Source organism: Kitasatospora sp. NPDC051853, assembly GCF_044452665.1.
GTDB lineage: Bacteria > Actinomycetota > Actinomycetes > Streptomycetales > Streptomycetaceae > Kitasatospora.
In genome coordinates, this window is record NZ_JBITBY010000008.1 from 19548 (window position 1) to 43935 (window position 24388).

26 protein-coding genes are annotated in these 24388 nt (G+C 73.3%); 15 read left to right on the forward strand and 11 right to left on the reverse strand.

The window, feature by feature from the left end; all coding sequences use genetic code 11:
* The first annotated feature begins 1 nt into the window (after nt 1).
* Nucleotides 2-1564, forward strand: a complete 1563-nt coding sequence (locus tag ACIA8O_RS22775) for an SCO6880 family protein (protein WP_396295768.1) — start codon at nt 2-4, stop codon at nt 1562-1564.
* 19 nt (nt 1565-1583) lie between these two features.
* On the forward strand, nt 1584-2933 hold the full coding sequence (locus tag ACIA8O_RS22780) for an ATP-binding protein (RefSeq protein ID WP_396295769.1): 1350 nt from the start codon (nt 1584-1586) through the stop codon (nt 2931-2933).
* Here ACIA8O_RS22780 and ACIA8O_RS22785 read toward each other — a convergent pair.
* Nucleotides 2824-3297, reverse strand: coding sequence for a DUF1016 N-terminal domain-containing protein (locus ACIA8O_RS22785; protein ID WP_396295770.1), 474 nt, complete (start codon nt 3295-3297; stop codon nt 2824-2826). The two genes, ACIA8O_RS22780 and ACIA8O_RS22785, sit on opposite strands and share 110 nt — an antisense overlap.
* A 267-nt stretch (nt 3298-3564) precedes the next feature.
* On the opposite strand from ACIA8O_RS22785, the gene ACIA8O_RS22790 reads away from it, so the two are divergent.
* A complete protein-coding gene (locus ACIA8O_RS22790) occupies nt 3565-5382 on the forward strand; it encodes a bifunctional metallophosphatase/5'-nucleotidase (protein ID WP_396295771.1) in 1818 nt (605 codons plus the stop codon).
* Between the two features lie 66 nt (nt 5383-5448).
* Here the strand turns inward: ACIA8O_RS22790 and ACIA8O_RS22795 are convergent, their stop codons facing one another.
* The 5 genes from ACIA8O_RS22795 to ACIA8O_RS22815 all read right to left on the reverse strand — a co-directional run bounded on the left by ACIA8O_RS22795 (nt 5449) and on the right by ACIA8O_RS22815 (nt 10672).
* A complete protein-coding gene (locus ACIA8O_RS22795) occupies nt 5449-6876 on the reverse strand; it encodes a sensor histidine kinase (protein ID WP_396295772.1) in 1428 nt (475 codons plus the stop codon).
* Nucleotides 6873-7649: a response regulator transcription factor gene (locus ACIA8O_RS22800; protein ID WP_396295773.1), complete on the reverse strand. Its 777-nt coding sequence runs from the start codon at nt 7647-7649 to the stop codon at nt 6873-6875. Before ACIA8O_RS22800 ends, ACIA8O_RS22795 begins: the two co-directional genes overlap by 4 nt.
* A 46-nt stretch (nt 7650-7695) precedes the next feature.
* Nucleotides 7696-8691: a S1C family serine protease gene (locus ACIA8O_RS22805; RefSeq protein WP_396295774.1), complete on the reverse strand. Its 996-nt coding sequence runs from the start codon at nt 8689-8691 to the stop codon at nt 7696-7698.
* An 89-nt stretch (nt 8692-8780) separates the two neighbouring features.
* Nucleotides 8781-9824 carry a LacI family DNA-binding transcriptional regulator gene (locus ACIA8O_RS22810; RefSeq protein WP_396295775.1) on the reverse strand — a complete coding sequence of 348 codons (1044 nt, stop codon included), beginning with the start codon at nt 9822-9824 and terminating at the stop codon, nt 8781-8783.
* Nucleotides 9825-9961: 137 nt separating this feature from the next.
* Nucleotides 9962-10672: a response regulator transcription factor gene (locus ACIA8O_RS22815; protein ID WP_396295776.1), complete on the reverse strand. Its 711-nt coding sequence runs from the start codon at nt 10670-10672 to the stop codon at nt 9962-9964.
* 654 nt (nt 10673-11326) lie between these two features.
* Between ACIA8O_RS22815 and ACIA8O_RS22820 the strand changes: the two genes are divergently transcribed.
* From ACIA8O_RS22820 to ACIA8O_RS22850, 7 genes are all read left to right on the forward strand, one after another.
* Nucleotides 11327-11638, forward strand: a complete 312-nt coding sequence (locus tag ACIA8O_RS22820) for a MoaD/ThiS family protein (protein WP_396295777.1) — start codon at nt 11327-11329, stop codon at nt 11636-11638.
* Nucleotides 11639-11804: 166 nt separating this feature from the next.
* Entirely contained in the window at nt 11805-12521 is a 717-nt protein-coding gene (locus ACIA8O_RS22825; protein ID WP_396295778.1) for a hypothetical protein, read from the forward strand.
* Between the two features lie 184 nt (nt 12522-12705).
* The gene (locus tag ACIA8O_RS22830; protein ID WP_350529122.1) at nt 12706-12786 is read left to right on the forward strand and encodes a putative leader peptide; all 81 of its coding nucleotides are present in this window, start codon (nt 12706-12708) and stop codon (nt 12784-12786) included.
* Between the two features lie 219 nt (nt 12787-13005).
* A complete protein-coding gene (locus ACIA8O_RS22835; protein WP_396295779.1) occupies nt 13006-13842 on the forward strand; it encodes a sulfurtransferase in 837 nt (278 codons plus the stop codon).
* 36 nt (nt 13843-13878) lie between these two features.
* Nucleotides 13879-14169 carry a DUF1416 domain-containing protein gene (locus tag ACIA8O_RS22840; RefSeq protein ID WP_057227860.1) on the forward strand — a complete coding sequence of 97 codons (291 nt, stop codon included), beginning with the start codon at nt 13879-13881 and terminating at the stop codon, nt 14167-14169.
* 183 nt (nt 14170-14352) lie between these two features.
* Nucleotides 14353-16377 (forward strand): serine/threonine-protein kinase, encoded by a 2025-nt coding sequence (locus ACIA8O_RS22845; RefSeq protein WP_396295780.1) that lies wholly within the window; start codon nt 14353-14355, stop codon nt 16375-16377.
* A 35-nt stretch (nt 16378-16412) separates the two neighbouring features.
* Nucleotides 16413-16685, forward strand: coding sequence for a DUF3099 domain-containing protein (locus tag ACIA8O_RS22850; RefSeq protein ID WP_396295781.1), 273 nt, complete (start codon nt 16413-16415; stop codon nt 16683-16685).
* Here the strand turns inward: ACIA8O_RS22850 and ACIA8O_RS22855 are convergent.
* Nucleotides 16679-17041 (reverse strand): DsrE family protein, encoded by a 363-nt coding sequence (locus ACIA8O_RS22855; RefSeq protein WP_396295782.1) that lies wholly within the window; start codon nt 17039-17041, stop codon nt 16679-16681. The genes ACIA8O_RS22850 and ACIA8O_RS22855 overlap by 7 nt on opposite strands.
* Nucleotides 17042-17319: 278 nt before the next feature.
* Between ACIA8O_RS22855 and ACIA8O_RS22860 the strand changes: the two genes are divergently transcribed.
* The 3 genes from ACIA8O_RS22860 to ACIA8O_RS22870 all read left to right on the forward strand — a co-directional run bounded on the left by ACIA8O_RS22860 (nt 17320) and on the right by ACIA8O_RS22870 (nt 19607).
* Nucleotides 17320-17907: an FABP family protein gene (locus ACIA8O_RS22860; RefSeq protein WP_396295783.1), complete on the forward strand. Its 588-nt coding sequence runs from the start codon at nt 17320-17322 to the stop codon at nt 17905-17907.
* Nucleotides 17908-18002: 95 nt separating this feature from the next.
* Nucleotides 18003-18452 (forward strand): Fur family transcriptional regulator, encoded by a 450-nt coding sequence (locus ACIA8O_RS22865; protein WP_396295784.1) that lies wholly within the window; start codon nt 18003-18005, stop codon nt 18450-18452.
* 198 nt (nt 18453-18650) lie between these two features.
* A complete protein-coding gene (locus tag ACIA8O_RS22870; protein ID WP_396295785.1) occupies nt 18651-19607 on the forward strand; it encodes a YgfZ/GcvT domain-containing protein in 957 nt (318 codons plus the stop codon).
* Between the two features lie 7 nt (nt 19608-19614).
* On the opposite strand, the gene dtd is transcribed toward ACIA8O_RS22870, so the two are convergent.
* On the reverse strand, nt 19615-20049 hold the full coding sequence (dtd, locus tag ACIA8O_RS22875) for a D-aminoacyl-tRNA deacylase (protein WP_396295786.1): 435 nt from the start codon (nt 20047-20049) through the stop codon (nt 19615-19617).
* Between the two features lie 362 nt (nt 20050-20411).
* On the opposite strand from dtd, the gene ACIA8O_RS22880 reads away from it, so the two are divergent.
* Together ACIA8O_RS22880 and ACIA8O_RS22885 are read left to right on the forward strand one after the other, a co-directional pair.
* A complete protein-coding gene (locus ACIA8O_RS22880; protein WP_396295787.1) occupies nt 20412-20942 on the forward strand; it encodes an ABC transporter substrate-binding protein in 531 nt (176 codons plus the stop codon).
* Between the two features lie 108 nt (nt 20943-21050).
* Nucleotides 21051-21266 (forward strand): dodecin, encoded by a 216-nt coding sequence (locus ACIA8O_RS22885; RefSeq protein ID WP_396295788.1) that lies wholly within the window; start codon nt 21051-21053, stop codon nt 21264-21266.
* 7 nt (nt 21267-21273) lie between these two features.
* On the opposite strand, the gene ACIA8O_RS22890 is transcribed toward ACIA8O_RS22885, so the two are convergent.
* Genes ACIA8O_RS22890 through ACIA8O_RS22900 form a run of 3 tightly spaced genes read right to left on the reverse strand, consistent with a single transcriptional unit; the run spans nt 21274 to nt 24169 of the window.
* Complete coding sequence (locus tag ACIA8O_RS22890) at nt 21274-22089, reverse strand: heme ABC transporter ATP-binding protein (RefSeq protein WP_396295789.1); 816 nt, start codon at nt 22087-22089, stop codon at nt 21274-21276.
* Complete coding sequence (locus tag ACIA8O_RS22895; RefSeq protein WP_396295790.1) at nt 22086-23171, reverse strand: FecCD family ABC transporter permease; 1086 nt, start codon at nt 23169-23171, stop codon at nt 22086-22088. Before ACIA8O_RS22895 ends, ACIA8O_RS22890 begins: the two co-directional genes overlap by 4 nt.
* The gene (locus ACIA8O_RS22900) at nt 23168-24169 is read right to left on the reverse strand and encodes a hemin ABC transporter substrate-binding protein (RefSeq protein WP_396295791.1); all 1002 of its coding nucleotides are present in this window, start codon (nt 24167-24169) and stop codon (nt 23168-23170) included. The genes ACIA8O_RS22895 and ACIA8O_RS22900 overlap by 4 nt, the downstream gene beginning before the upstream one ends.
* Between the last annotated feature and the right edge of the window lie 219 nt (nt 24170-24388).

The following is a 24388-nucleotide window of genomic DNA, read 5'->3' on the forward strand; positions in this document are numbered from 1 at the left end:
CGTGAGCAGCGAACCGCTCGGCCAGTACGGCGCCCCGTACGCCCACCAGCGCCGCACCTACCTGATCGGCAAGGCCCGGCCGAACGCGCCGATCGGGCGCAACCGGGAGTCCGGGGAGATCGTGCTGATCATCTTCGGGGCCTTCCTCGGCATGGTCTGGGGTCTGGCGATGCCGATCCTGCCGCTGCGGATCGCCGGCCTGATCGGCCTGCCGCTGCTCGCGATCGCCGCCGTCTACGTGCCGTACCGGCGCCGCACCTTCTACAAGTGGGTGGAGATCAACCGCACCTACCGCCGCACCCTGCGCAGCGGCCGCGCGGTCTGGAAGTCCGAGGTGGTCGACGCCGGCACCCGGCTGGACGGCCGCGAGGTGGAGATCGGCCCGCCGCCCGGGGTGGGCCGGCTGCACTGGCTGACGGCCCCGTTCGGCCCGGACGAGGTCGGGGTGCTGATGCACCTGGAGCGCCGCACCGTCACCGCCGCGATCGAGATCGAGGGCCCCGGCGTGGGCCTGCGCGACTCGGAGGACCAGGAGGCCCTGGTCGACCGCTTCGGCACCCTGCTCAAGCACGTGGCCAACGGCGACGGCTTCGTGACGCGCCTCCAGATCCTGGCCCGCACCCTGCCGGCCGACCCGGACGCGCACGCCAAGGACGTGGAGCGCCGCGGCGACGCCTCCGCCCCCGGCTGGCTCCAGGACTCCTACGACCAGCTCCAGTCGATGGTCTCCACCTCCTCCGAGCAGCACCGGGCCTACCTGGTCGCCTGCATGCACTACAACCGCGAACTCGCCGCCGAGGCGCACGCGATGGGACGCACCGCGGGTGGCGCCAAGGCCCGGGACGACGACGGCCTGGCCGCCGTGATGGCCCGTGAGCTGACCGACATCTGCGCCCGGCTGGCCGAGGCCGACATCCGGGTCCGCCAGCCGCTGGGCCAGGCCCGGCTCTCCTCGCTGCTGCACTCGATGTACGACCCGGACCACCCGATCGACCACATCCAGGCGATGTCCAGGCGGAACGCCTGGCCGGCCGAACTGGACGCCACCCACCCGCAGTTCCTCCAGGCCAAGACCCGCGAGTCGGCCACCCGCGAGCCCTGGTGCCACGCCACCGCCTGGGTCAAGGAGTGGCCGCTCACCCCGGTCGGCGTCAACTTCCTGGCCCCGCTGCTGGTGCACACCCCGGACGTGATCCGCACGGTCGCCGTCACCATGGACCTGGAGCCGACCGACGTCGCCATCGAGCGGATGCTCACCGAGAAGACCAACGACGAGGCCGAGGCCAGCCGGGCCGCCAAGATGAACCGCACCATCGACCCGCGCGACCTGGCCCACACCGGCCGGGTCGACCAGCGCGGCGACGACCTGGCCTCCGGCGCCGCCGGGGTCAACCTGGTCGGCTACATCACCGTCTCCTCGCGCTCGCCCGAGGCGCTGGCCCGGGACAAGCGGACCATCCGCGCCTCGGCCGGCAAGAGCTACCTCAAGCTGGAGTGGTGCGACCGCGAGCACCACCGGGCCTTCGTCAACACCCTCCCGTTCGCCACGGGCATCCGCCGCTGACCTCGTCTGGAGTCCTCCCATGGCCATCGGCAGCATCACCGACGCCTTCACCAGCCTGATGTTCGGCAAGGTGGAGACCACCCGGCTCCCGGTCCGGACCTCCACCGGCCAGGCCCAGGCGGTCTACCTCCCCACCGCAGCACCGGGGTTGGGCGACTCCGGGGTGATCATCGGCCGCGAGGTGTACTCCGGCAAGGGCTACGTCTACGACCCCTTCCAGCTCTACGGGCAGCAGCTCCCCGCCCCGCACTGGCTGGTGCTCGGCGAGTCCGGCAACGGCAAGTCCGCGCTGGAGAAGACGTACGTGCTGCGCCAGCTCCGCTTCCGCGACCGCCAGGTGGTCGTCCTCGACGCCCAGGGCGAGGACGGCGTCGGCGAGTGGAACCTGATCGCCGACGCGCTGGGGATAAAGTCCATCCGCCTCGACCCGATGGCCGCCCGCGACGGCGGGGTGAAGCTCAACCCGCTCGACCCGGCGATCACCACCACCGGCCAGCTCTCCCTGCTGCGCACCATCATCGAGGTGGCGATGGGCCGCGGCCTGGAGGAGCGGGCCGGCTTCGCCCTCAAGGCCGCCCACGCCCACGTGGTGGCCACCGTGACGGGCCGTCAGCCCGTCCTCAACGACATCATCGACACCCTGCGCAGCCCCGACCTCTCCTCGGTCGAGTCGCTCGGCGTCGGCGTCGACGAGGTGCAGTCCTGGGGCCTGGACGTCGCCCTCGTCCTCGACCGCCTGGTCGACGGCGACCTGCGCGGCATGTTCGACGGCTCCACCACCGACGGCATCGACCTCGACGCCCCGCTGATCGTCTTCGACCTCTCGCACATCGACCGCAACTCGATCGCCATGCCCATCCTGATGGCGATCGTCGGCGTCTGGCTGGAGCACACCTGGATCCGCCCCGACCGGAAGAAGCGCATCTTCCTGGTCGAGGAGGCCTGGCACATCATCAACAGCCCCTTCGTGGCCCAGCTCTTCCAGCGCCTCCTGAAGTTCGGCCGCCGCCTCGGCCTCTCCTTCGTCGCCGTCGTCCACCACCTCTCCGACGTGGTCGACGGCGCCGCCGCCAAGGAGGCCTCCGCCATCCTCAAGATGGCCTCCACCCGCACCATCTACATGCAGAAGGCCGACGAGGCCAGAGCCACCGGCCGCGTCCTCGGCCTCCCCCGCTGGGCCGTCGAGATCATCCCCACCCTCTCCCCGGGCATCGCCGTCTGGGACGTCAACGGCAACGTCCAAGTCGTCAAACACATCATCACCGAGGCCGAACGCCCCCTCGTCTACACCGACCGCGCCATGACCGAGGACGCCGTCGCCGAGCGCCACCGCGCGGAGCGCCAACTCGCGGCGGAGCCGGGGGTCTAGCGGTCCTGGGCAATTGGGCAGCAGCTTGCTGCCCAATTGGCTCGGGCCAGCTCTTGGCCAGGTGCTGCATGTAACGGAGCGAGCGGGGTGAGAGACCGCGCTGCTCCGGGAAGGCGGTCCGGAGGTCGACCGACAGGCGGTTGATGACCTTGGTGCCCCAGCCCTCCTGCTCCTGGCGGTCCAGGATCAGCCGGCCGATCCGCCAGTAGTGGCAGATCTGCTCGGTGCTGACGATCCGTCGCACCCGGAGCTGGGTACTGCTGATCTCGGCCTTGATGTCGCCGAGCAGGTCGGCGTAGCCGGGCGGCAGGTCGCCGGTGGCCTGGGCGGGGAGGCCGGCCGGGGCCGCGAGTTCGTTGCTCATGGCGCGGAGCCTTGCACCGGCCCGGACGGTTCGGGTGGCGGAACGATCCGGTTCACCCGGCCGGTGGGTGTGTGGAGTGGCACACAGGCTTACGGGGGTACGTGTGCGACTGAGCCCGGCGTCTGACGGTTCTTCGGGGGATGGAAACCCTCTCGTTACTCGCGGGGTCCTGACAGCTACGCGCGTTGACCCTAGGCTGCGGTGGTCACACCACCTTTCTCGGCTCCGGCCCCACGGCGGAGCCCCCAACGGTGCAGGGGAACCCTCATGTCCAATGCCGGCCGCACCGGCCGTTTCCGTCGCCCGGCGTACGCCGCGGCCGCCGCCGTCGGTCTCTTCGGGACCCTCCTGGTGCCGGGCACTGCCCAGGCGCACGGCTGGGACTGGGACTGGAACTGGCACAAGCCGAAGACCGAGGACCTCCAGATCCTCGCCATCAACGACCTGCACGGGAACCTGGAGCCCCCGGCCGGCTCCTCCGGCAACATCAAGGAGGTGGACCCGGCCACCGGCAAGGTGGTGGACACCCCCGCCGGCGGCATGGAGTACCTGGCGACCGCGCTGCGCCAGGCCCGTGAGGGCCACCGCAACACCGTGACGGTGGCGGCCGGTGACCTGGTCGGTGCCAGCCCGCTGGTCTCGGCGCTGTTCCACGACGAGCCGACCATCGAGGCGCTGAACAAGGTCGGACTGGACGTCACCTCGGTGGGCAACCACGAGTTCGACGAGGGCTACAAGGAGCTGCTCCGCCTGCAGCAGGGCGGCTGCCACCCGACCGACGGCTGCTACGAGGAGGGCCGCTCCTTCGAGGGCGCCGACTTCCAGTACCTGGCCGCCAACGTCACCAACGAGAAGACCGGCCGCCCGATCCTCAAGCCGTACTGGGTGAAGAACGTCCGCGGCACCAAGGTCGGCTTCATCGGCGCGACCCTCGAGGGCACCCCGAACATCGTCACCGCCGAGGGCATCAAGGGCCTGAAGTTCGGCGACGAGATCGAGACCATCAACAAGTACGCGGCCGAGCTGAAGCGCAAGGGCGTGGACTCGATCGTGGCGCTGATCCACGAGGGCGGCTTCCCGGCCTCCACTACGTACAACTACGACTGCGGCGCGGCGGGCGCGGGCATCTCCGGCCCGATCGTCGACATCGCCAAGGGCCTGGACCCGGCGATCGGCGCGATCGTCACCGGTCACACCCACAACTCCTACGCCTGCTCGATCCCGGACCCGAACGGCGTCCCGCGCTCGGTGACCAGCGCCGCCTCCTTCGGCCGCCTGTACACCGAGATCAACCTCAAGCTGGACAAGCGCACCGGCGCCATCGTCCGCCCCTCGGTGACCGCCGCCAACAAGGTCGTGCGCCGCACCGGCGAGAAGGCACCGGACATCACCGAGCTGATCGGCCACTACAACAAGCTGGCCGCCCCGATCGCCAACCGTCCGCTCGGCTTCATCGGCGCGGACATCAACGGCCGTGGCTCCTCCGCCTTCGAGAAGCCGCTCGGTGACGTGATCGCCGACGCCCAGCTGGCCGGTCTCTCCCCGGCCGACAAGGGCGGCGCCCAGATCGCCTTCATGAACCCCGGCGGCATCCGCTCCGACCTGGTCTACAAGGCCAGCGGCGCCGAGGGCGACGGCGTGGTGACCTACGGCGAGGCGTTCACCGTCCAGCCGTTCACCAACATGATGCAGGTCAAGACCCTGACGGGTGCTCAGGTCGTCAAGGTCCTGCAGGAGCAGGTCAGCGGCCCGAACCAGGCCGCCCCGAAGATCCTCCAGATCTCCAAGGGCCTGACCTACACCCTGAACCTCAACAAGACCGGCGCCGAGCGGATCGCGGACGTCAAGTTCAACGGCGCCCCGATCGACGTCAACGCCAAGTTCCGCGTCGCGGCCAACGAGTTCCTGCACGGCGGCGGCGACGGCTTCCCGACCTTCACGGCCGGCACCGACAAGCTGGTCGGCGCTTCCGACCTGGACGTGTTCTCCGCCTACCTCGGCGCGAACTCGACCGCCTCGGCCCCGCTGAAGGTCCCGGCCCAGGACCGCATCAAGGTCATCGGCATCGGCGAGGACGTCAACTGACGCCCGGCTGAAGCCCGGTGCGGGGCTCCCCTCCTTCCGGAGGGGAGCCCCGCACCTTTTCCACCGCTACGGCGCGGTGGCCTGCCCCGGCAGGCGGACGGTGGCCACCGTGCCCGGGCCGCCGTCCTGGGCCGGGCCGAGCGAGACCTCGCCGCCGGCGTCCTGGACGGCCTGCGCCACGATCGACAGCCCGAGCCCGGAGCCCGGCAGCTGACGGGAGGACGGGGAGCGCCAGAAGCGGTCGAAGACGTACTGGAGCTCGTCCGGCGGGATGCCGGGACCGTGGTCACGGACGGTCAGGCGGCCGTCCTGGAGGGCGAGTTGGACGGTGCCGCCGGGCGGGGAGTACTTCACCGCGTTGTCGAGCAGGTTGATCACCGCCCGCTCCAGGCCGGGGCCGTCCCCGCGCACGTACCAGGGGTCGACGACCAGGGCGAACTGCAGGCCCGGGCCGCGGAGCCGGGCCCGCTCCACCGCGCGGTGGACGATCTCGTGCAGCGCCACCACGGTGTGCTCGCGCTCGGGACGCGAGGTCTCCGGGCGGGAGAGCTGGAGCAGGTCGCCGATCAGTACGGTGAGTTCCTGCATCTGGGCCTTCATGTTGCCCAGCAGCTTGGTCCTGGTCGCCTCGGGGAGCGGGCGGCCGGTGTCGTTGGAGCGGATCAGCAGGTCGACGTTGGTGCGCAGTGAGGTCAGCGGCGTGCGGAGCTCGTGCCCGGCGTCGGCGATCAGCCGGATCTGCCGCTCCCGGGAGTTGGCGAGCGCGGTGGACATCGAGTTGAACGAGGAGGACAGCCGCGCGAGTTCGTCGTCGCCGCGGACGGGGATGGTGGTGCCGACCTCCTCGGTGCGGGCGATGTGCTCCACGGCGTTGGTGAGCTGGTCCACGGGCTTCAGCGCCGACCGCGCGACCAGCCGCCCGGTGACGCCGGCGCCGACCACGCCGAGGGCGGCCACGCCGGCGAGCAGCAGGGCGAGCTGCTGGAGCGAGCTCTGGACGGTGTCGACCGGTACGGCGATCAGCACGGTGTAGCTCTTCACGTTCGGCCCGCTCTGGACCTGGGCCGGGGACCGCTTGACCAGCGCGGGCGTCCCGTCGGAGTAGCTCCCGTCGCGGATCGAGACCCCGGTGGCGGAGAGGTCCGAGGGATCGGTCCTGATGATCCGCTCCGCGCCGTACGGGAAGCAGACGTCGTCACCGGCCTTGACGTACTGGACGTCGAAGCGGTTGGGGAACGGGTGGGTGCCCACCTTGTTCGCGCCGGCCAGCGCCGCGGCGGCCGTCGGCTCGCAGGACAGCGAGACCCCGTTCGGTCCGCCGGGCGGCCGGGTGTCCGAGAGCGTCTGCCTGACCTGGCCGTACAGCCGGTCCCTGACGATGAACCAGCACGCCAGCGCCGACAGCGCGATGGCGACCGCCACCGCGGCGGCGGTGAGCATCGCGAGCCGGCTGCGCAGCGAGCGCCCCCCGTACCAGCCCGCGAGGCGCTTCACGCCGCCGCGCCGGTGGCGGTGCGGAGGGCGTAGCCGACTCCCCGGACGGTCTGGATGATCCGCGGCATGCCGCCCTGCTCGGTCTTGCGCCGCAGGTACATCACGTAGACGTCCAGGGAGTTGGACGAGGGCTCGAAGTCGAAGCCCCAGACGGCCTTGAGGATCTGCTCCCTCGTCAGGACCTGCCGGGGGTGGGAGAGGAACATCTCCAGCAGCATGAACTCGGTGCGGGTCAGCTCGATCGGCTTGCCGTCGCGGGTGACCTCCCGGGTGGCGGTGTTCATCCGGAGGTCGGCGAAGGCCAGCACCTCGCTGGACTCGGCCTCGGCCGAGGCCCGGGCGGCGGCCTCGCTGGCCAGGGCCGAGCGGCGGAGCAACGCCCGGACGCGGGCCAGGAGTTCGTCGAGTTCGAAGGGCTTGGCCAGGTAGTCGTCGGCGCCGACGTCGAGGCCGGTGACGCGGTCGCCGACGGCGTCGCGGGCGGTGAGCATGAGGACCGGGGCGCTGTCGCCCCGGGCCCGCATGCGGCGGACGGCGGTGAGGCCGTCCATCCGGGGCATCATGATGTCGAGCAGCACCAGGTCGGGGCGGTCACGCTCGACCGCGTCCAGGGCCTCGAAGCCGTCGGTGGCGGTGGTCACCTCGTAGCCCTCGAAGGCGAGGCTGCTCTCCAGGGCGTCCCGGAGGGCGGGTTCGTCGTCGACCACGAGGATCCGGGCGGTGGGGCCCTGGAGTGCCTCGGCAGGGGTGCGGTCGTCGGCGGGCGGGGTCATCGGCGCTGGGCCTTTCCTCGTGCGGTCTGGCTGCTGTCATTCTCCGTCAGAGCCGTTGTCCGGCCTGGAGCTTCGGCAGTACCTGCTTGATGTCGTTGATCGGGATGGCGAAGCCGAGGCCGACGCTGCCCGCGCTGCCGGAGCCGGCGGTGGCGCTGGAGCCGCTCGCCGAGTACATCGCGGAGTTGATGCCGATGACCTGCCCGGAGGCGTTGATCAGCGGGCCGCCGGAGTTGCCGGGGTTGAGGGCGGCGTCGGTCTGCAGGGCCTTGTAGCTGGCGGTGTCGCCGGAGCCGGCGGAGGAGCGGGACTGCAGGCCGGGCAGGTTCGGGAAGCCGAAGCCGCCGTTGCCGCTGGTGGTGGAGTCGTCGACCTGGACGGTGACGGGCCGGTCCTTGGCGCTGATGATGCCGGAGGTGACGGTGCCGGTGAGGCCCTCGGGGTTGCCGATGGCGACCACGGAGTCGCCGACCTGCACGGCGTCGGAGTCACCGAGGGTCGCGGTCCTGAGGCCGCTGACGCCGGCGGCGGTGATCACGGCGACGTCCAGCGACTCGTCGGTGCCGGTGACGGTGGCCTCGGCGGTGGAGCCGTCCTTGAAGGTGACGGTGGCCTGGCCGCCGCCGCTGACCGCGCCGGAGACCACGTGGTAGTTGGTGAGGATCTGGCCGTCGGAGGTGAGCACCACGCCGGTGCCGGTGGAGGTGCCGGTCGCGGTCTTCACGGTGATCTGGACGACGGCGGGGGAGACGGCCGTGTTGACGGCCGCGACGTTCGCCGTGCCGTCGGACTCGGCGGACACCGGGCTGACCACGGTGGAGCCCGAGGCGGTGGCGGTGCCCCGGTCGCCGGCGACCAGGCCGCCGGTGACGCCGCCGATCAGGGCGGCCGCCGTGGCGACGGCGGTCACCAGGGCGAGGCGGCCTTTGAGGAAGCCCTTCCGCACAGGGCCCACGGGGGCCTCGGCGGGCTGCGGGGTGGTGGTCCAGCCGGCGTAGGCGTAAGGACCCTGGTCTTCGGTGCTTCGCTGCTGGTCGCTCATGTCCTCCAAGCTCCGCCCACCGGATGAGAGCCGGATGAGAGCGGAGTCAGAGGTGGCCGAGAAGCCCGTTGACTTCTCATAAAGCCTGGTCAGCCTGCGGAAGGACCGCCACAGCCGCAGGAACGGCGGATGACCAGCCGGGACGGGAAGGTCCGCACCCGCTCGGTCTCCGAGCCCGGCACCATCAGCGACTCGTCCAGCACCAGGTCCACCGCGGCCCGGGCCATCGCGTCCCGGTCGGAGGCGACGGTGGTCAGCGGCGGGTCGGCCAGGGCGGCCTCGGGGATGTCGTCGAAGCCGGCCACCGCCAGGTCCTCCGGCACCCGCAGGCCGACCTCGCGGGCGGCCCGCAGCACGCCGATCGCCTGGTCGTCGGTGGAGCAGAAGATCGCGGTCGGACGCTCCGGCGAGCGGAGCAGCTCGACGGCCACCTCGTACGCGCCGTAGCGGTGGAACGGGGCGTCCACCAGGTTGGGCTCGACCGGCAGCTCGTGGGCCCGCATGGCCCGCTCCCAGCCCTCGACGTGGTCGATGACCGGGTCGCCGGGGGCGGGGGACTCGACCGGGCCGCCGAAGCAGACCACGGAGGCGTGCCCGTGCTCCTCCAGCAGGTGGCGGACGGCCGCCTCGGCGCCGCCGACGTCGTCGGTGGTGACGGCCACGTCGTCGATCGCCTCGGGGCGGCGGTGCAGCAGCACCACCTTGGCGCCCTCCATCGCGGCGAACTCCTCGGCGGCCCGCTGCGAGGGGCCCTGGCTGACCAGGATCAGGCCGGAGACCCGCATGCCGAGGAAGGCGCGGACGTAGTGCACCTCGCGGTCGTCCACGTAGTCGGAGTTGCCGATCAGCACGAGCTTGCCGCGCTCGGAGGCGGCGCGTTCCACCGCGTGCGCCATCTCGGCGAAGAAGGGCTGGCGGGCGTCGGGGACGACCATGCCGATCAGGTTGGTGCGCCGGGAGGCCATCGCCTGGGCGACGCTGTTCGGCCGGTAGCCGAGCTGCTCGATCGCCGCGAGCACCTTCTCCTTGGTCGCGGGCGCGACCGGGCGCGGCCCGTTGTTGATGACGTAGGAGACGACCGCGGTCGAAGTCCCAGCCAGTCGGGCTACATCGTCGCGCGTCACCTTGGCCACGGGGGGAGTCTACGCGGGTGGCTCGCCACCGGTAGGGGGGATACCCGCCGTCCGGCCGACCGGCCCCGGACAGGCCGGGGCACAGTCGGACAGAACGGACCTGCCGCCGCGCGGTACGGCGGGAAACCGACGGGCCGTCAGGCGTCCTGGGACGCCCGCTCGGGTGCCCGCTCGCCCTTCTCCGGGACGACGAAGCGGTAGCCGACGTTGCGCACGGTGCCGATCAGCTGCTCGTGCTCGACGCCGAGCTTGGCCCGCAGCCGCCGCACGTGCACGTCGACCGTCCGGGTGCCGCCGAAGTAGTCGTAGCCCCAGACCTCCTGGAGCAGCTGGGCCCGGGTGAAGACCCGGCCCGGGTGCTGCGCCAGGTACTTGAGGAGCTCGAACTCCTTGAAGGTGAGGTCCAGAACCCGGCCCTTGAGCTTGGCCGAGTAGGTGGCCTCGTCCACCGACAGGTCGCCGTTGCGGATCTCCATCGGGCTGTCGTCGACGGCCACCTGGAGGCGGCCCATGGCCAGCCGGAGCCGGGCCTCGACCTCGGCCGGGCCGGCCGTGTCCAGCAGTACGTCGTCGATGCCCCACTCGGCGGTGACGGCGGCCAGGCCGCCCTCGGTGACCACCAGGATCAGCGGGCAGCCGATGCCGGTGGAGCGGAGCAGCTGGCAGAGGCTGCGGATCTGCGGCAGGTCGCGCCGGCCGTCGACCAGGATCACGTCGGCCGACGGGGTGTCCACCAGGGCGGAGCCCTCGGCGGGGGCCACCCGGACGTTGTGCAGCAGGAGTCCGAGGGCGGGCAGCACCTCGGCGGAGGGCTGGAGGGCGTTGGTGAGGAGCAGGAGTGAACTCATACCCGGTGGTCCCCTTTCCGGGTCGTCGCGGACGCGGCCGGCGGTCCTGACGGAGCGTCGGCCACGGAGGAGGTGGGGGTGGGGACGTCCGAGGGGCGAGACACGACCGGTTCGGGGGTGAGCAGTGCGGACAGGGGCGCACGCGCGAGGTCCCGCAACCCCCGGTGCTCCGTCACTGCCCTGCTCATCCGCGAACCTTCCGGTCTGCTCCCGCCGCACACCGCCCGTCCGTGCCCCGCACGTCCTTGTGCGGTTCCGGCCGGGCGGCCCCCCGGGGTGACCGGCGCGGGTGGGGCGCCGGCCTCCGGAGGCCATCCGTGCGTGGCGTCCTGAAAGCACAAAAGGACCCGGGGGCGACTCTGCCCAGGTCCCTCTCTCCGGACGAGAATAGCCGACCACCTCCGGCCAGGGGAGGGGCACGCAACGAGGACTGGGCCACATCGGCGCCCGCCGGGCGTGACCCGGGAGGGGCCCGCGCCGTTCTCCCGGTGCCGTCGCGCGCCGCGCGCGAGCAGCGGCATTGCGGCATCCGGGGCGGGCCGGTCCATCATGGGAGCCGCACCGGCCGCACCGTACGTGTACACCTTTGGCGTGGGTGCCCCGGCAACAGGGCGGGGGCGCCGCACCGGGCGGGGACGTAGGAGGAGGACAGCCATGACGGCGACCGCGGACCACACTTCCACCTCGCGGGTGACGGACCCCGGGGCCGCCCGGGTGACCGTGCGGTACTGGGCGGCGGCCAAGGCGGCCGCCGGGCTGGCCGAGGAGGAGGTCCCGGCGGCCACCCTCGCCGAGGCCCTCTCGGCCGTCCGGGAACGCCACCCCGGGAACGCCCGTCTGCACCAGGTGCTGGCGCACTGCTCCTACCTGGTCGACGGCGAGCAGGTCGGCAACCGCGACCACGCCACCGTCCCCCTCCCGCCCGGCGCCACCGTCGAGGCCCTCCCGCCCTTCGCCGGCGGCTGACGGGCCGCGCGGAGCGCCCTGCCCGGGAGCGCCCCGCAGGGGCGCGAGGAACTGCGCGCGGGGGAACGGCACCACGTGCAACTGGCTTTCGTGCCCCGATCCAGCACTGGGCCGCCTTCCGCACTCGCGCAGTTCCCCGCGCCCCCGGAATTACCAAGGAGTACCCATGACACTCACTGCAGATCCCGTCCGTCGGAGCGGGACGCCGATCGTCGAACCGGGGCTGCCGGTGGCGGGGTTGACCGCCGGGCTCTGCGGGGTGCTGGCAGTGGCCGCGCTCGGGGGGCGGTACGGCCTGGCGGCGGGGCTGACGGCGGCTCAGGGGCTGACCGCGGTGGGGTGGTTCAGGCTGCACGGGATGTGGCCGGCCCGGCAGGGGATCGCGGCGGTGGCGCTGGCCGGGGTGCTGGCGGACCTCGCGGTGCTGACGCACGGGGCGACCGGGCTGCTGGGGGTGCTCGGGACGTACCTGGTGGCGGTGCTGGTCTGGCAGACCTTCCGTCCGTCCGATCCGGCGGAGCGGTTCTACGCCCTGACGGTGCTGGCCTCGGGGGTGGTGCTGGCCGGGCTGGAGGCCTCGCTGCTGCTGGGCGGCCACACCCCGGCCGCGCTGCTCGCGGTGGCGGTGACGGTGCTGCTGGCCGCCTCACCGGCCCCGGCGGCGGTGGCCACCGCCGCCGCGCTGCTGCTCGGCGCCACCGCGGGGGTGCTGGCTGGCGGTCCGCCGGTGCAGGCGGTGCTGGTGACGGTCGGTGCCCTGGTCGGTCGGCGGGTGGCCTCGTACGATTTCCCGTCGAGGTTCGTGCACTTCACGGCCGGGGTGGTGCTGCCGGTGGCGGTGGCCGCCCCGCTGGGCTGGATCGGGTCGGCGCTGCCGCTCTGACGTCCGCCTGTCGAGACGCGGTGTCCATGACGATCGCCGGGGCGGCCTCCCGGCGCTCCGCCGGGGGCTCCCGGCCGCGCCCCTGGGCGGCGCCGTTCGGCGGAATCCCGGAATGTGAGCGGATCCGTCTCAATATTCGACATGCTGGTGACAGCGGCGGTTTCGGTTCCCTAGCATCGTCGGCATGAAGCGACAGGCGGACCTCACGAAGCGGCGGGCGGTAGACCTGTGCCGCGTGTCCGCCTGCCTGTGTCGAATGCGCTGACCGGGCGGTTCTGACCGGCGAGTCCGGCCCCGTCCACCCTGCCGAGCACCTCTGGCCTGGTATTTCCTGCCGTGGCCGACTCGGCCTCCCGAAGTCTTGCCCCACCCCGGCTGCACCCGCCCATGTCTCGCCATGCGAGACGTCGGTTCGGTACGGGCTGCCGCCGGGTGCTGCCCGCACACACCTTCCGCAGTACCGCCCCCGGATGGAGACACCACCATGAGCCGCAGTGACGTCCTGGTCGACGCCGACTGGGTCGAGGCCAACCTCGACAACCCGAAGGTCGTCGTCGTCGAGGTCGACGAGGACACCGCCGCGTACGACCTGAACCACATCCGCAACGCCGTCCGGATCGACTGGAAGCAGGACCTCCAGGACCCGGTGCGCCGCGACTTCGTCGACCAGGCCGGCTTCGAGGCGCTGCTCTCCAAGAAGGGCATCGGCAACGACGACACCGTGGTGCTCTACGGCGGCAACAACAACTGGTTCGCCTCGTACGCCTACTGGTACTTCAAGCTGTACGGCCACGGCGACGTCCGCCTGCTGGACGGCGGCCGCAAGAAGTGGGAGCTGGACGCCCGCGAGCTGGTCGCCGAGGTGCCCGAGCGCGCCGCGACCGAGTACAAGGCCCAGGAGCAGGACAAGTCCATCCGCGCCTTCCGCGACGACGTGGTGAACGCGATCGGCACCCTCAACCTGGTCGACGTCCGGTCGCCCGACGAGTTCGCCGGCCGTCTGCTCGCCCCGGCCCACCTGCCGCAGGAGCAGTCGCAGCGCCCGGGCCACGTCCCGTCCGCCCGCAACATCCCGTGGGCCAAGAACGCCAACGACGACGGCACCTTCAAGTCGGACGACGAGCTCGCGGCGCTCTACACCGCCGAGGGCGTCGACCTGGCGAAGGACACCATCGCCTACTGCCGCATCGGCGAGCGCTCCGCGCTCACCTGGTTCGTGCTGCACGAGCTGCTCGGCCAGACCAACGTCAAGAACTACGACGGCTCGTGGACCGAGTACGGCAGCCTGGTCGGCGTCCCGATCGAGCTCGGCGACAACTGAGCCTCGGCGCTCGAACCGTAAGGAAGGAAGACAGACATGTGCGGTGCGAAGGCCGGCGGCCCCGACCTGGCAGGAGTTGACGTGGCCAAGGAGACGATCATCCAGGGTTCCGTGACCCGCGACGGCGAGCCCGTCAACGGTTACGTCCGCCTCCTCGACGAGGGCGGCGAGTTCACGGCCGAGGTTCCCACCTCGGCGACCGGGCAGTTCCGCTTCTTCGCCCGTCCGGGCAAGTGGACGCTGCGCGCGCTGGTCCCGGGCGCGACCGTGGACCGTGTCGTGGTCGCCTCCCAGGGCGCCCAGACCGAGGTCGCGATCGCGGTCTGAGGACCCGTCACGACCACGGCGCCACCCGTGTGACCGACGGCGGCCCCGCCACCCCCGAGCAGGGGCGGCGGGGCCGTCCGCCGTCGGTGTGTCAGCTGCCGCACCCCGTAGGGTGGTTGCCCTGCGACCTACCCGCCGGTTCTCATTGGAGGGGAGGGAACCGGGGGATACGGGGGGAGCTCGATGACCGGGGCAAGGGTGGCGCCGTTGGCCGGGGACGACCCGGTCCGGCTGGGGCCGTACCGGCTGCTCGGCCGACTGGGCGCCGGCGGCATGGGCCGGGTCTACCTGGCCCGCGAGGACGGCGCGGCCGGCCCGCTGGCCGCCGTCAAGACACTGCTGCCGGAGGGCAGCCGGGACGAGGTGGACCGGCAGCGGTTCGCCCGTGAGGCCAGGCTCGCCCAGCGGGTGGAGAGCGACCACACCGTCCGGGTGCGCGGCGCCGACCCGGACGGCGACCCGCCCTGGCTGGCCCTGGACTACGTGCCGGCGCCCTCGCTCGGCGAACTGGTCCGCACCGCCGGGCGGCTGCCCGGCTCCGCCGTCCGCTGGCTGGCCGCCGGGACGGCCGAGGCGCTCATGGTGCTGCACGCGCACCGCATCGTGCACCGCGACGTGAAGCCCTCCAACATCCTGCTGCCGCTGGACGGCCCCCGGCTGATCGACTTCGGCATCTCGCACGCCGCCGACCTCACCCGCACCGGCCTCACCCTCGGCACCCTCACCTTCACCTCGCCCGAGCAGGCCCGCGGCGAACGCTCGGAGGCCGCCTCCGACGTCTACTCGCTCGGCGCCACCCTCTTCCACCTCGCGGTCGGCCGCCCGCCCTACCCGGACCACCACGACACCCTCCAACTGCTCGCCCTGGTGCAGCACAACCGGCTCGACCTGACCGGCCTCCCCAAGGAACTGGCCCCGCTGGTCGAACCCTGCCTGGCCGCCGCCCCCGGCGACCGCCCCACCCCCGCCGAGCTGCACGCCGCCTTCCTGGCCTCGCTCGACGGCCTCCCGGTCTCCTCCAGCGGCAGCCGCTGGCTGCCGCCCCGCTGGACCGCCCTGATCGGCGAGTACGAGCGGCGCGGCCGCGAGCTGGAGCTCGCCCACCCGGCCGGCGGGGGGTCGGCCGCCACCCGGCTCGGACGGGTCCGGCGGCCCGGGTACGTACCGGCCCCGCCGCCGCCCGTGGCGTCGTCGTCCGCGCCGCCCGCGGCGTCCGCGGCGGCGGAACCTGCCGCACCGTCACCTGTCGTGCCGTCACCTGCGGCTCCGCCGGAGGCCGTTCGGCAGCCGGTCGTCCGTCCGCCTGCGGCAGCCCCGACGCCCCCGTCGCAGTCCCCGCCCGCCACCACCGTCCCGCTCCGGCGGCCGCCCGCTCCGCCGCAGGCCTCGTCGCAGCCCCCGTCGCAGTCCCCGCCCGCCGCCTGGCCGCCGCCGTCCGCCGCGCCCGGGCAACCGCCGTCCGCACCGCAGGCCTCCGCACCACCGCCGGACCGGCCGACACCCCGCCCGGCGCCGCGGCCCGAACCGCCGCGCGCCCGCTGGTGGCCGGTCCTGCTGGCCGGGGTGCTGGTGTTCCTGATCGCGGCCGGCGCCGTCCTGCTCCGGCCGTGGCAATGGGGCGACGGCGGGACGGGCGGCGGCCCCAGGGCGCACGGCACCACGCCGCCCGTCTCCGCGCCCGCCACCCCGCCCACCGACGACCCCGGCCTGATCGCCAACCTGGCCTTCCAGGGCGTCGCGGCCGGCGAGTGCCTGCGCACCCACCGGACACCCGCCGGCACCTGGTCCAGCCCGTTCCCGGAGGAGGTGCCGTGCGGCTCGGCCGAGGCGCGCCTCAAGGTCCTCGCGGCCGGTCCGGGCAAGACCGCCGGGGAGTGCCCGCAGGGCGCGGGCCGGGGCTCCTGGGTGCACGAGGCGCCGATGGCCGAGACCACCCTCTGCGTCGAGCGCCAGTACCGGGAGGGGGAGTGCTTCCCGGTGAAGGGGACCGACGGGGAGCCGCAGCTGAGGGCGGAGGACCTGCTCGGCAGCTGGGAGTGCACGGCGCCCGCCGGGGCCCAGGGCTACGACGGGGCGCTGCGGATCGCCGCCGTCCACCCGGCCCCGCTGCCGAACGACAGCTGCCGCCGGGGCCCGGACGACCCGGCCGTCTACCAGCGGCTGGAGGTGGGCGGCGGCGCCACCGTCCTGTGCACCACGCGGGTCTGACCCGGCGGCCTTGTCAACGGCCGTACGGTGGAAGTGTGCAGGGACGCCGAAGACACTTCTGGTACTTCGTCATGATGGGCGTCTGTCTGGCGACGTTCGTCCTGGCCTGGGGCCTGGTGCGCCTGTGGTCCGTCCCGGTCGCGATCGGCATGTGCGTGTTCGCCGCGGTGATCCCGCCGGTGGCCGCGGTCTTCGCCAACAAGCGCGACCCGGAGGACGACTGGTGGAACGACCCGCGCTGGGACGACCCCAGGTGGGAGGAGCCCGGCCACGACCGGGACCACCCCGACCACGAGGACCGTCAGTAGACCAGCGCCTGGACGTCCTCGGCCATGATCTCCTGCACGAAGACCTGCGCCCCGGCGATCCGGGCGCCCTCGATCAGGTCCTTCTCCTCGATGCCCCGGCGCGCCGCGCACTGGGTGCAGAGGGTGACCTGACCGCCTGCCAGCACCGACTCCAGCAAGTCCGGCAGCGGTGCGGCGTGCGGCAGCTCGAACTCGGCGGCCCGCCCCGGCAGGACGAACCAGGAGGCCTCGCCGGTCAGCCAGAGCGAGACCTCGACGCCGCTGGCGACGGCGACCGCCGCCACCGTGAAGGCCTGCGAACAGCGCTCCGGCGCCTCGGGTCCGGCGGTGACCTTGATGACCAGCTTCTTCGGCATGCTGACACCCTATAAGCCGGTCCACGCCACGTGGCGGGGCTCACCGAGACCGCCGCATAACGGGCCGATAGACTCGGGCCCGTCCTGTTCAGTCTCCGCAACGCCGCATCTGGGAGCGCCCCGTGTCCGGTCTGGAAATCTTCTTCGACGGCCTGCTCGTCCTGATGGCCATCCTGATCACCTGGTTCGCCATCTTCTCCGTCATGAAGCTCTACCAGGGCCAGCGCTGACCACTGCCGTACGGTTGAGGCACCACACCGACGACAGCGACCAGGAACATGATCGAGATCCCTTCTGACCTCCACCCGGACGTCGTTTCGCTGGCCTTCCTCCTCGGCACCTGGGAGGGCGCGGGCGTCTACGACTTCCCCGGTACCGAGAAGTGCAACTTCGGCCAGGAGATCGTGTTCCGGCACGACGGCCGGCCGTTCCTCGAGTTCCGCTCCCGCAGCTGGGAGCTGGACGCCGAGGGCGAGAAGATCCGCCCGCTGGAGACCGAGCACGCCTTCTGGCGGGTCACCACCAACCAGCACGGCACCAGCGGCGAGCGCGAGATCGAGGTCTCCTCGGTCCGCGACGACGGCACCGTGGAGATCTGGTACGGCAAGCTGCACGACGGCAAGCCGCAGATCGACCTGGCCACCGACGCGGTCGCCCGGATCAGCGACGAGGTCCGCTACTCCGGTGGCAAGCGCCTGTACGGGCTGGTCAACGGCGAGGACCTGGCCTGGGTCGGCGAGAAGTCCGCGCCCGAGGTGCCGCTGCGTCCGTACATGTCGGCGCAGCTGAAGAAGGTGCTCAACCCGGCGAAGCTGATCCAGGACATCGCCGACCTGCCGGACGACGGCATCGCGTTCTTCCGCTGAACCGTCCGGCCACCGGCCTGACGAGGTAGGGACCGGCCCCTCGGCCGGTCCCTACACTTGTTGCCACGACCTCGACGAGACCCAGGGCAGGCACCGTGGCGGACACCGAGACCCCCTCCGACTGGAAGGCCGACCTGCGCGAGCGCGGGTACCGGCTCACTCCGCAGCGCCAGCTGGTGCTGGAGGCGGTCGACCGGCTGGACCACGCGACCCCGGACGACATCCTGCACGAGGTCCGCAAGACCGCCAGCGGGATCAACATCTCCACCGTCTACCGGACGCTGGAGCTGCTGGAGGAGCTGCACCTGGTCTCGCACGCCCACCTCGGCCACGGCGCCCCGACCTACCACCTGGCGGGCCGTCACCACCACCTGCACCTGGTCTGCCGGGACTGCGACTCGGTCACCGAGACCGACACCGCGATCGCCGCGCCGCTGGCCGAGAGCCTGCGGGCGGCCCACGGCTTCGACACCGACCTCAAGCACTTCGCCATCTTCGGCCGCTGCGCCGACTGCACCGCCAAACTCGAACGGGCGCAGTCGTAAGACCGACCGTCATTTGGGGGCAGGCGAAGGAGCGGCGGTGGGGTGCGTGGCTCGGCGGTGCCGAGAAGGGGGCACCTCCCGGCCGGAGGCTGGGGGAGAGTCCATGCGGAGCATCGGCGACTGACGAGAAGCCGGCGAGGTGCGTGCCCCGGCGTCGCGACGCTGCCCCCCAAATGGCGGCCGGTCTAAGCTTGCGGCATGAAGAGTCCGCTGCTTGCCCTGCCCGGTGCCGTCCCCGCCGAAGGAGCCGACGAGGGGGTGGCCGCGCACTACGGCGACCTCTTCCGCGAGCAGCGCGAACTGGCCGCCGGGCGCGGCTTCGTGGACCTCTCGCACCGGGGCGTGGTCACCGTCAGCGGTGCCGACCGGCTCTCCTGGCTGCACCTGCTGCTCACCCAGCACGTCTCGGCGCTCCCGGCCCAGCAGGCCACCGAGGCGCTGATCCTCTCGCCGAACGGGCACGTCGAGCACGCGCTCTACCTGGTGGACGACGGCGAGACCACCTGGGCGCACGTGGAGCCGGGCACCCAGGAGGCGCTGATCGCCTACCTGGAGAGCATGAAGTTCTTCTACCGGGTCGAGGTCGCCGACCGCTCCGCCGAGCTCGCCGTGGTGCACCTGCCGGCCGGTTCCGCGGCCTCCGCCGAGGGGGCCCTGGCGGTGCGCGAACTGCCGTACGGGCGGGACCTGTTCGTGCCGCGCGCCGAGCTGGAGGCGCTGGCCGCGGGCTACGGCCCGGCGGCCGGGGTCTGGGCCTACGAGGCGCTGCGGATCGAGGGGCACCGGCCCCGGCTGGGCTTCGAGACCGACCATCGCACCATCCCGCACGAGGTGGACTGGCTGACCACCGCCGTCCACCTGCAGAAGGGCTGCTACCGGGGCCAGGAGACGGTGGCCCGGGTGCACAACCTCGGCCGCCCGCCGCGCCGGCTGGTCTTCCTGCACCTGGACGGCACCGAGGAGAAGCTGCCCGCGCACGGCGCGGAGGTGTTCCGCCCGGGCCAGGACCGCCCGGTCGGCTTCGTCACCTCCTCGGCCCGCCACCACGAGCTGGGGCCGGTCGCGCTGGCCCTGGTGAAGCGGAACGTGCCGGTGGAGGAGGTGCTGCTGGCGGACGGCGTCCCGGGCAGCCAGGACGTGATCGTCCCGGCCTGACGGGCCCTCAGACCTCCAGCAGCACGGTGAACGGCCCGTCGTTCACCAGGCTGACCTTCATGTCCGCGCCGAACCGCCCGGTGGCCACGGTGGCCCCCAGCGCCCGGAGTTCGGCCACCACGGCGTCCACCAGCGGCTCGGCCTTCGGGCCGGGCGCGGCGGCGTTCCAGGTGGGGCGGCGGCCCTTGCGCGCGTCGCCGTAGAGCGTGAACTGGCTGATCACCAGCAACGGCGCGTCGATGTCGGAACAGGACTCCTCGGTCTCCCCGTGCGAGAACAGCCGCAGCGTCCAGAGCTTGCGGGCCAGTTGGGCCGCCTTCTCCGGCGTGTCCTCGTGCGTCACGCCGACCAGGACGCAGAGCCCCGGGCCCTCGATCGCGCCGACCGTCTCGCCGTCCACCGTCACGGCCGCCTCGGCGGCCCGCTGCACCACTGCTCGCATGCGGCACATTCTGCCCCAGGCGTCACAACGCGCCCCCGGCGTGCGGATAGGCACCGCGCGCCGGGGGCGCGCAGAACCCGGCGGTCGAGCCCCCGCGCGGCCTGCGGATTGTCCTCGTCGTATCAGCCACCCCCCTTCGCCAGGGGGCCGTTCGGGGGTACGGGCGGTGCGAGGGACGGCTGCGGATGGCACGCTGTGGACGGCGCGCGGGCGGCCCCTGTACGGAGGTTTCGAACGCACGCATCCCTCGCACGGGTGGTCTCCTCCACCGTCGGGAACCCCCGGCACCGGGCGCTCGTGCACGAGGTGACGGGGCGTCAGGGGGAGGTACGGTGACCGGAACGGCGGCAGGTGGTTGGTTGATGGACGCGAGCAGCACGGCCCACGACGAGCAGGCGTACGGGCTCACCGGCCTGGGCCTGGAGCGGCTGCGGCTGATCCGCCGGGACGCCCAGGACCAGGAGGCCGACCTCTCCTACCTGCGCCGCCTGCTGCACGGGCGGCTGGACATCCTCCGGGCCGAGCTGGAGCGCCGCCGGCTGGCCGCCGAGCACCCGGAGGCGGACGACCTGCTCGACCGGCTGCCGTCGATCCTGGCCGACGCCCCGTCAGGGGTGCGCCGGCCCGCCCGGCACCTGCGGATGGGCCCGCCGCGCGGCGAGCGCTACCAGCGGGAGGCGGACGCCCTGATGGGCGACGTCCAGCTGGCCGACCTCGGGGCGCACGCCACCGAGGAGCTGCTGGCCGCCGTGGAGCGGCTGACGGTGCACGAGCGGGAGGTCTCCGGCCGCCGCCAGGCCCTCCAGCGGCGGGCCGACGACTGCAGCGCGGAGATCACCCGCCGCTACCGGGAGGGGGAGGCCCGGGTGGACGACCTGCTGGCCGGGAGCTGAGCGCCCCCGGGCGGCGGTCTGCACGTGCGGCGGGCACCCGGCTGGGGCACGGTGGGTGGGTCGGGGGACCGTCCACGGACTTGCCGTCCGCAGAACAGGGAGCCAGCCATGACCGACCACGTCTACCGGGTCACCGAGATCGTCGGGTCCTCCACCGAGAGCGTGGACGCCGCCATCCGCAACGGCGTCGGCCGCGCCGCCCGCACCCTGCGCAACCTCGACTGGTTCGAGGTGACGCAGATCCGGGGCCACCTCGCCGACGGCGCGGTGGCGCACTACCAGGTCGGCCTGAAGGTCGGCTTCAGGCTCGACGACGAGGACTGACGCCCCGTCACCGACGGGTCGGCAGCACCAGCGGGGCGCCGGTCCCGGGGTGCGGGAGGACCTCCACGGGGTGGCCGTAGACCTCGCTGAGCAGCCCCGCCGAGAGCACCTCGGCGACCGGCCCGTCGGCCACCGGCCGCCCCCGCGCGAGCAGGGTGATCCGGTCCGCGTAGGCGGCGGCCAGCGAGAGGTCGTGCAGCACGACCACCACCGCGTCCCCGGCGGCGGCCCGCTCCCTGGCCACCCGGAGCACCAGCTCCTGGTGGCGCAGGTCGAGCGCCGCCGTCGGCTCGTCCAGCAGCAGGACGGCGGCCCGCTGGGCCAGCACCCGGGCCAGTGCCACCCGGGCCCGCTCGCCGCCGGAGAGCGCGGTGAACGGCCGCTCGGCGAAGGCGGTGGACTCGGTGGCGGCCAGCGCCCCGGCCACCGCCGCCCCGTCCTCGGCCTCGGCCGCCGTCCCGGCCCAGGGGGCGCGGCCCATCCGGACCACCTCCCCGGCCGTGAAGGGGAAGGTCAGGGCCGAGTGCTGCGGCAGCAGCGCGCGCCGCAGGGCGAGTTCGGCGGGCCGGTAGGAGCCGAGCGGGCGGCCGAGCAGCCGCACCTCCCCGGCGGTGGGGGCGTTGTCCCCGGCCAGCACCGAGAGCAGCGTGGACTTGCCCGCGCCGTTCGGCCCGAGCAGTGCCAGCACCTCCCCGGCACGGACCACCAGGTCGACCCCGCCGAGCAGTTCGCGCCCGCCCAGGCTCAGCCGCAGCCCCTCGGTGACGAGCACCTCGGTGCCCGGCGCGGGGCGCTCCGGCACCTGCCGTCGTGGCCGTCTCATGCCCAACCTCCCTGCCGGGTACGGGTCCTGCGGAGCAGCCAGAAGAAGAACGGGCTGCCGATCAGCGCGGTGAGCACCCCGAGCGGCAGCTCGGCCGGCCGGGCCAGGGTGCGGGCGGCCAGGTCGCCGAGCAGCAGCACCAGCGCCCCGGCCAGCGCGCTGCCGGGCAGCAGGAAGCGGTGGCCCGGCCCGGCCAGCATCCGCAGCAGGTGCGGGACGACCAGGCCGACGAAGCCGATCACGCCGCTGACCGAGACGGCGGCGGCGGTGAGCAGCGCGACCACGGTGATCAGCACCAGGCGCATCCGCTCCACGTCCACGCCGAGGTGCCGGGCGGGGCGCTCGCCGAGCGCCAGCAGGTCCAACTTCCGGGCGTACAGCGGTGCGACGGCCAACCCGAGCAGGGCGAACGGGAGTACGGCGAGCACCTTGCCCCAGGTCGCCTGGGCCAGCGAGCCGAGCTGCCAGAAGGTCACCTGGCTGATCGCGGCGGAGTCGGCGGTGAACAGGAAGAGGCCGATCAGCGCGCCGCAGAAGGCGTTCACCGCGACGCCGGTGAGCACCAGGGTGACCACCTCGGTCCGGCCGCCGGAGCGGGAGAGCGCGTAGACCGCGAACACGGTGGCCAGGCCGGCACCGAAGGCGAAGGCGGTGACGGTCCAACCGCCCAGCGCGTCCAGGCCGAGCACGATGCAGGCCACCGCGCCGACCGCGCCGCCGGAGGAGACCCCGATCACCCCGGGCTCGGCCAGCGGGTTGCCGAACACGCCCTGCATCAGCGCCCCGGCGCAGCCCAGCGAGGCGCCGACCAGCAGGGCCAGCACGACCCGGGGGAAGCGCACGTTCCAGAGCACCGACTCGGGCACCCGCTCCAGGGCGTGCCCGCCGAGGCCCAGGCGGTGGGCGACGGAGGCCAGCACGTCGCCGAGCGGGACGGCGTAGGCGCCGGTCCCGGCCGCCAGCAGGGCGGCCAGCAGCAGGGCGGCGGCCAGGCCGGCGGTCAGCAGGGTGGTGCGGGCCGGGCGGCGGGACGGCTGCGACGGTGCGGTGGTCGTCGCGGGGCGGTCCTGAAGGGTGGTCACTTCCCGCTCCCGTAGAGCTGGGCGGCGATCGACCGCAGCACCTCGGGGGTGCGGGGGCCGTAGCTGAGCAGTTCGCCGTCGGGCACCGAGACCACCCGGCGGTCCAGTCCGGCCGGGGTCTGGGCCACGCCGGGGAGCTTGAGCAGGCCGTCCACGCCACCGACCGAGTCCAGGCCCTTGCCCATCACCAGCAGGGCGTCGGGGGCGGCCTTGACCAGGGCCTCGCTGGTGAGCGGGGTGAAGTCGCCGGTGAGCCCGGCGGCGGTGCCCGCGTCGGTGCCGCCGACCGCCTCGATCAGCGAGACCGCGCCGGAGGCCGGCCCGCCGAGCAGGAAGACCGAGGCGCTGCCGCGCAGGTAGAGGAAGGCCACCTTGGGGTGCTTGCCGTCGGCGGTGATCCCGGCCCGCACCTCGGCGGTGCGGGCGGCCGTGCGCTCGGTCAACTGCCGTCCGGCGTCCGGGACTCCGAGGGCGGCAGCCACCTTCGCGATCCGGACGTCCACGTCGGAGAGCCGCTTGGCGTCCTCCAGCACCACCAGCGGCACCCCGGCGGCCCGGATCTGGGCCACCGCCTCGGCCGGGCCGGTGGAGCGGTCGGCCAGCACCAGGGTGGGGCGCAGCGAGAGCACGCCCTCGGCCGAGACGTCGTGGGCCTGGGTGATCACCGGTAGTGCGGCGGCCTGCTCGAAGGTGGTGGAGACGTCCCGGGCCACCACCTTGGAGCCCAGGCCCAGGGAGAAGACCAGCTCGGCCAGGCTGCCGTTGAGCGGGACGATCCGCTCGGCGCTGGTGACGGTGACCGGCCGGCCGTCGGCCGAGTCCACCGTGACCGGCAGCACCGGGGCGGGGGCGGCGGCCAGCGGCTCGACCCGGTCCGGGACGGCGGCCGCGGCGGTGGTGGGGGTGGCCTGCCCGGTGGCCGTCCCGCCGCAGCCGACGGCGGTGGCGAGCAGCAGGGCGAGGCCCAGCGCGCGGGCGCGGATCAGACCGACCGGCACGTGGGGGGTGGAGGAAGGAGCGTCGTTGGGGTGCGTGGCTCGGCGGCGCCGAGGAGGGAGTCCATGCGGAGCATCGGCGACCGACGAGAAGCCGGCGAGGTGCGTGCCCCGGCGGCGCGACGCCGCCCCCCACGTGCCGGTCGGTCTTGGGTGGTTCGCCGTCAACTGCTGCTCCTCGTCGGGGTGCTGGCACTTCCGGGTGGTGAAGCGGGGGTGGAC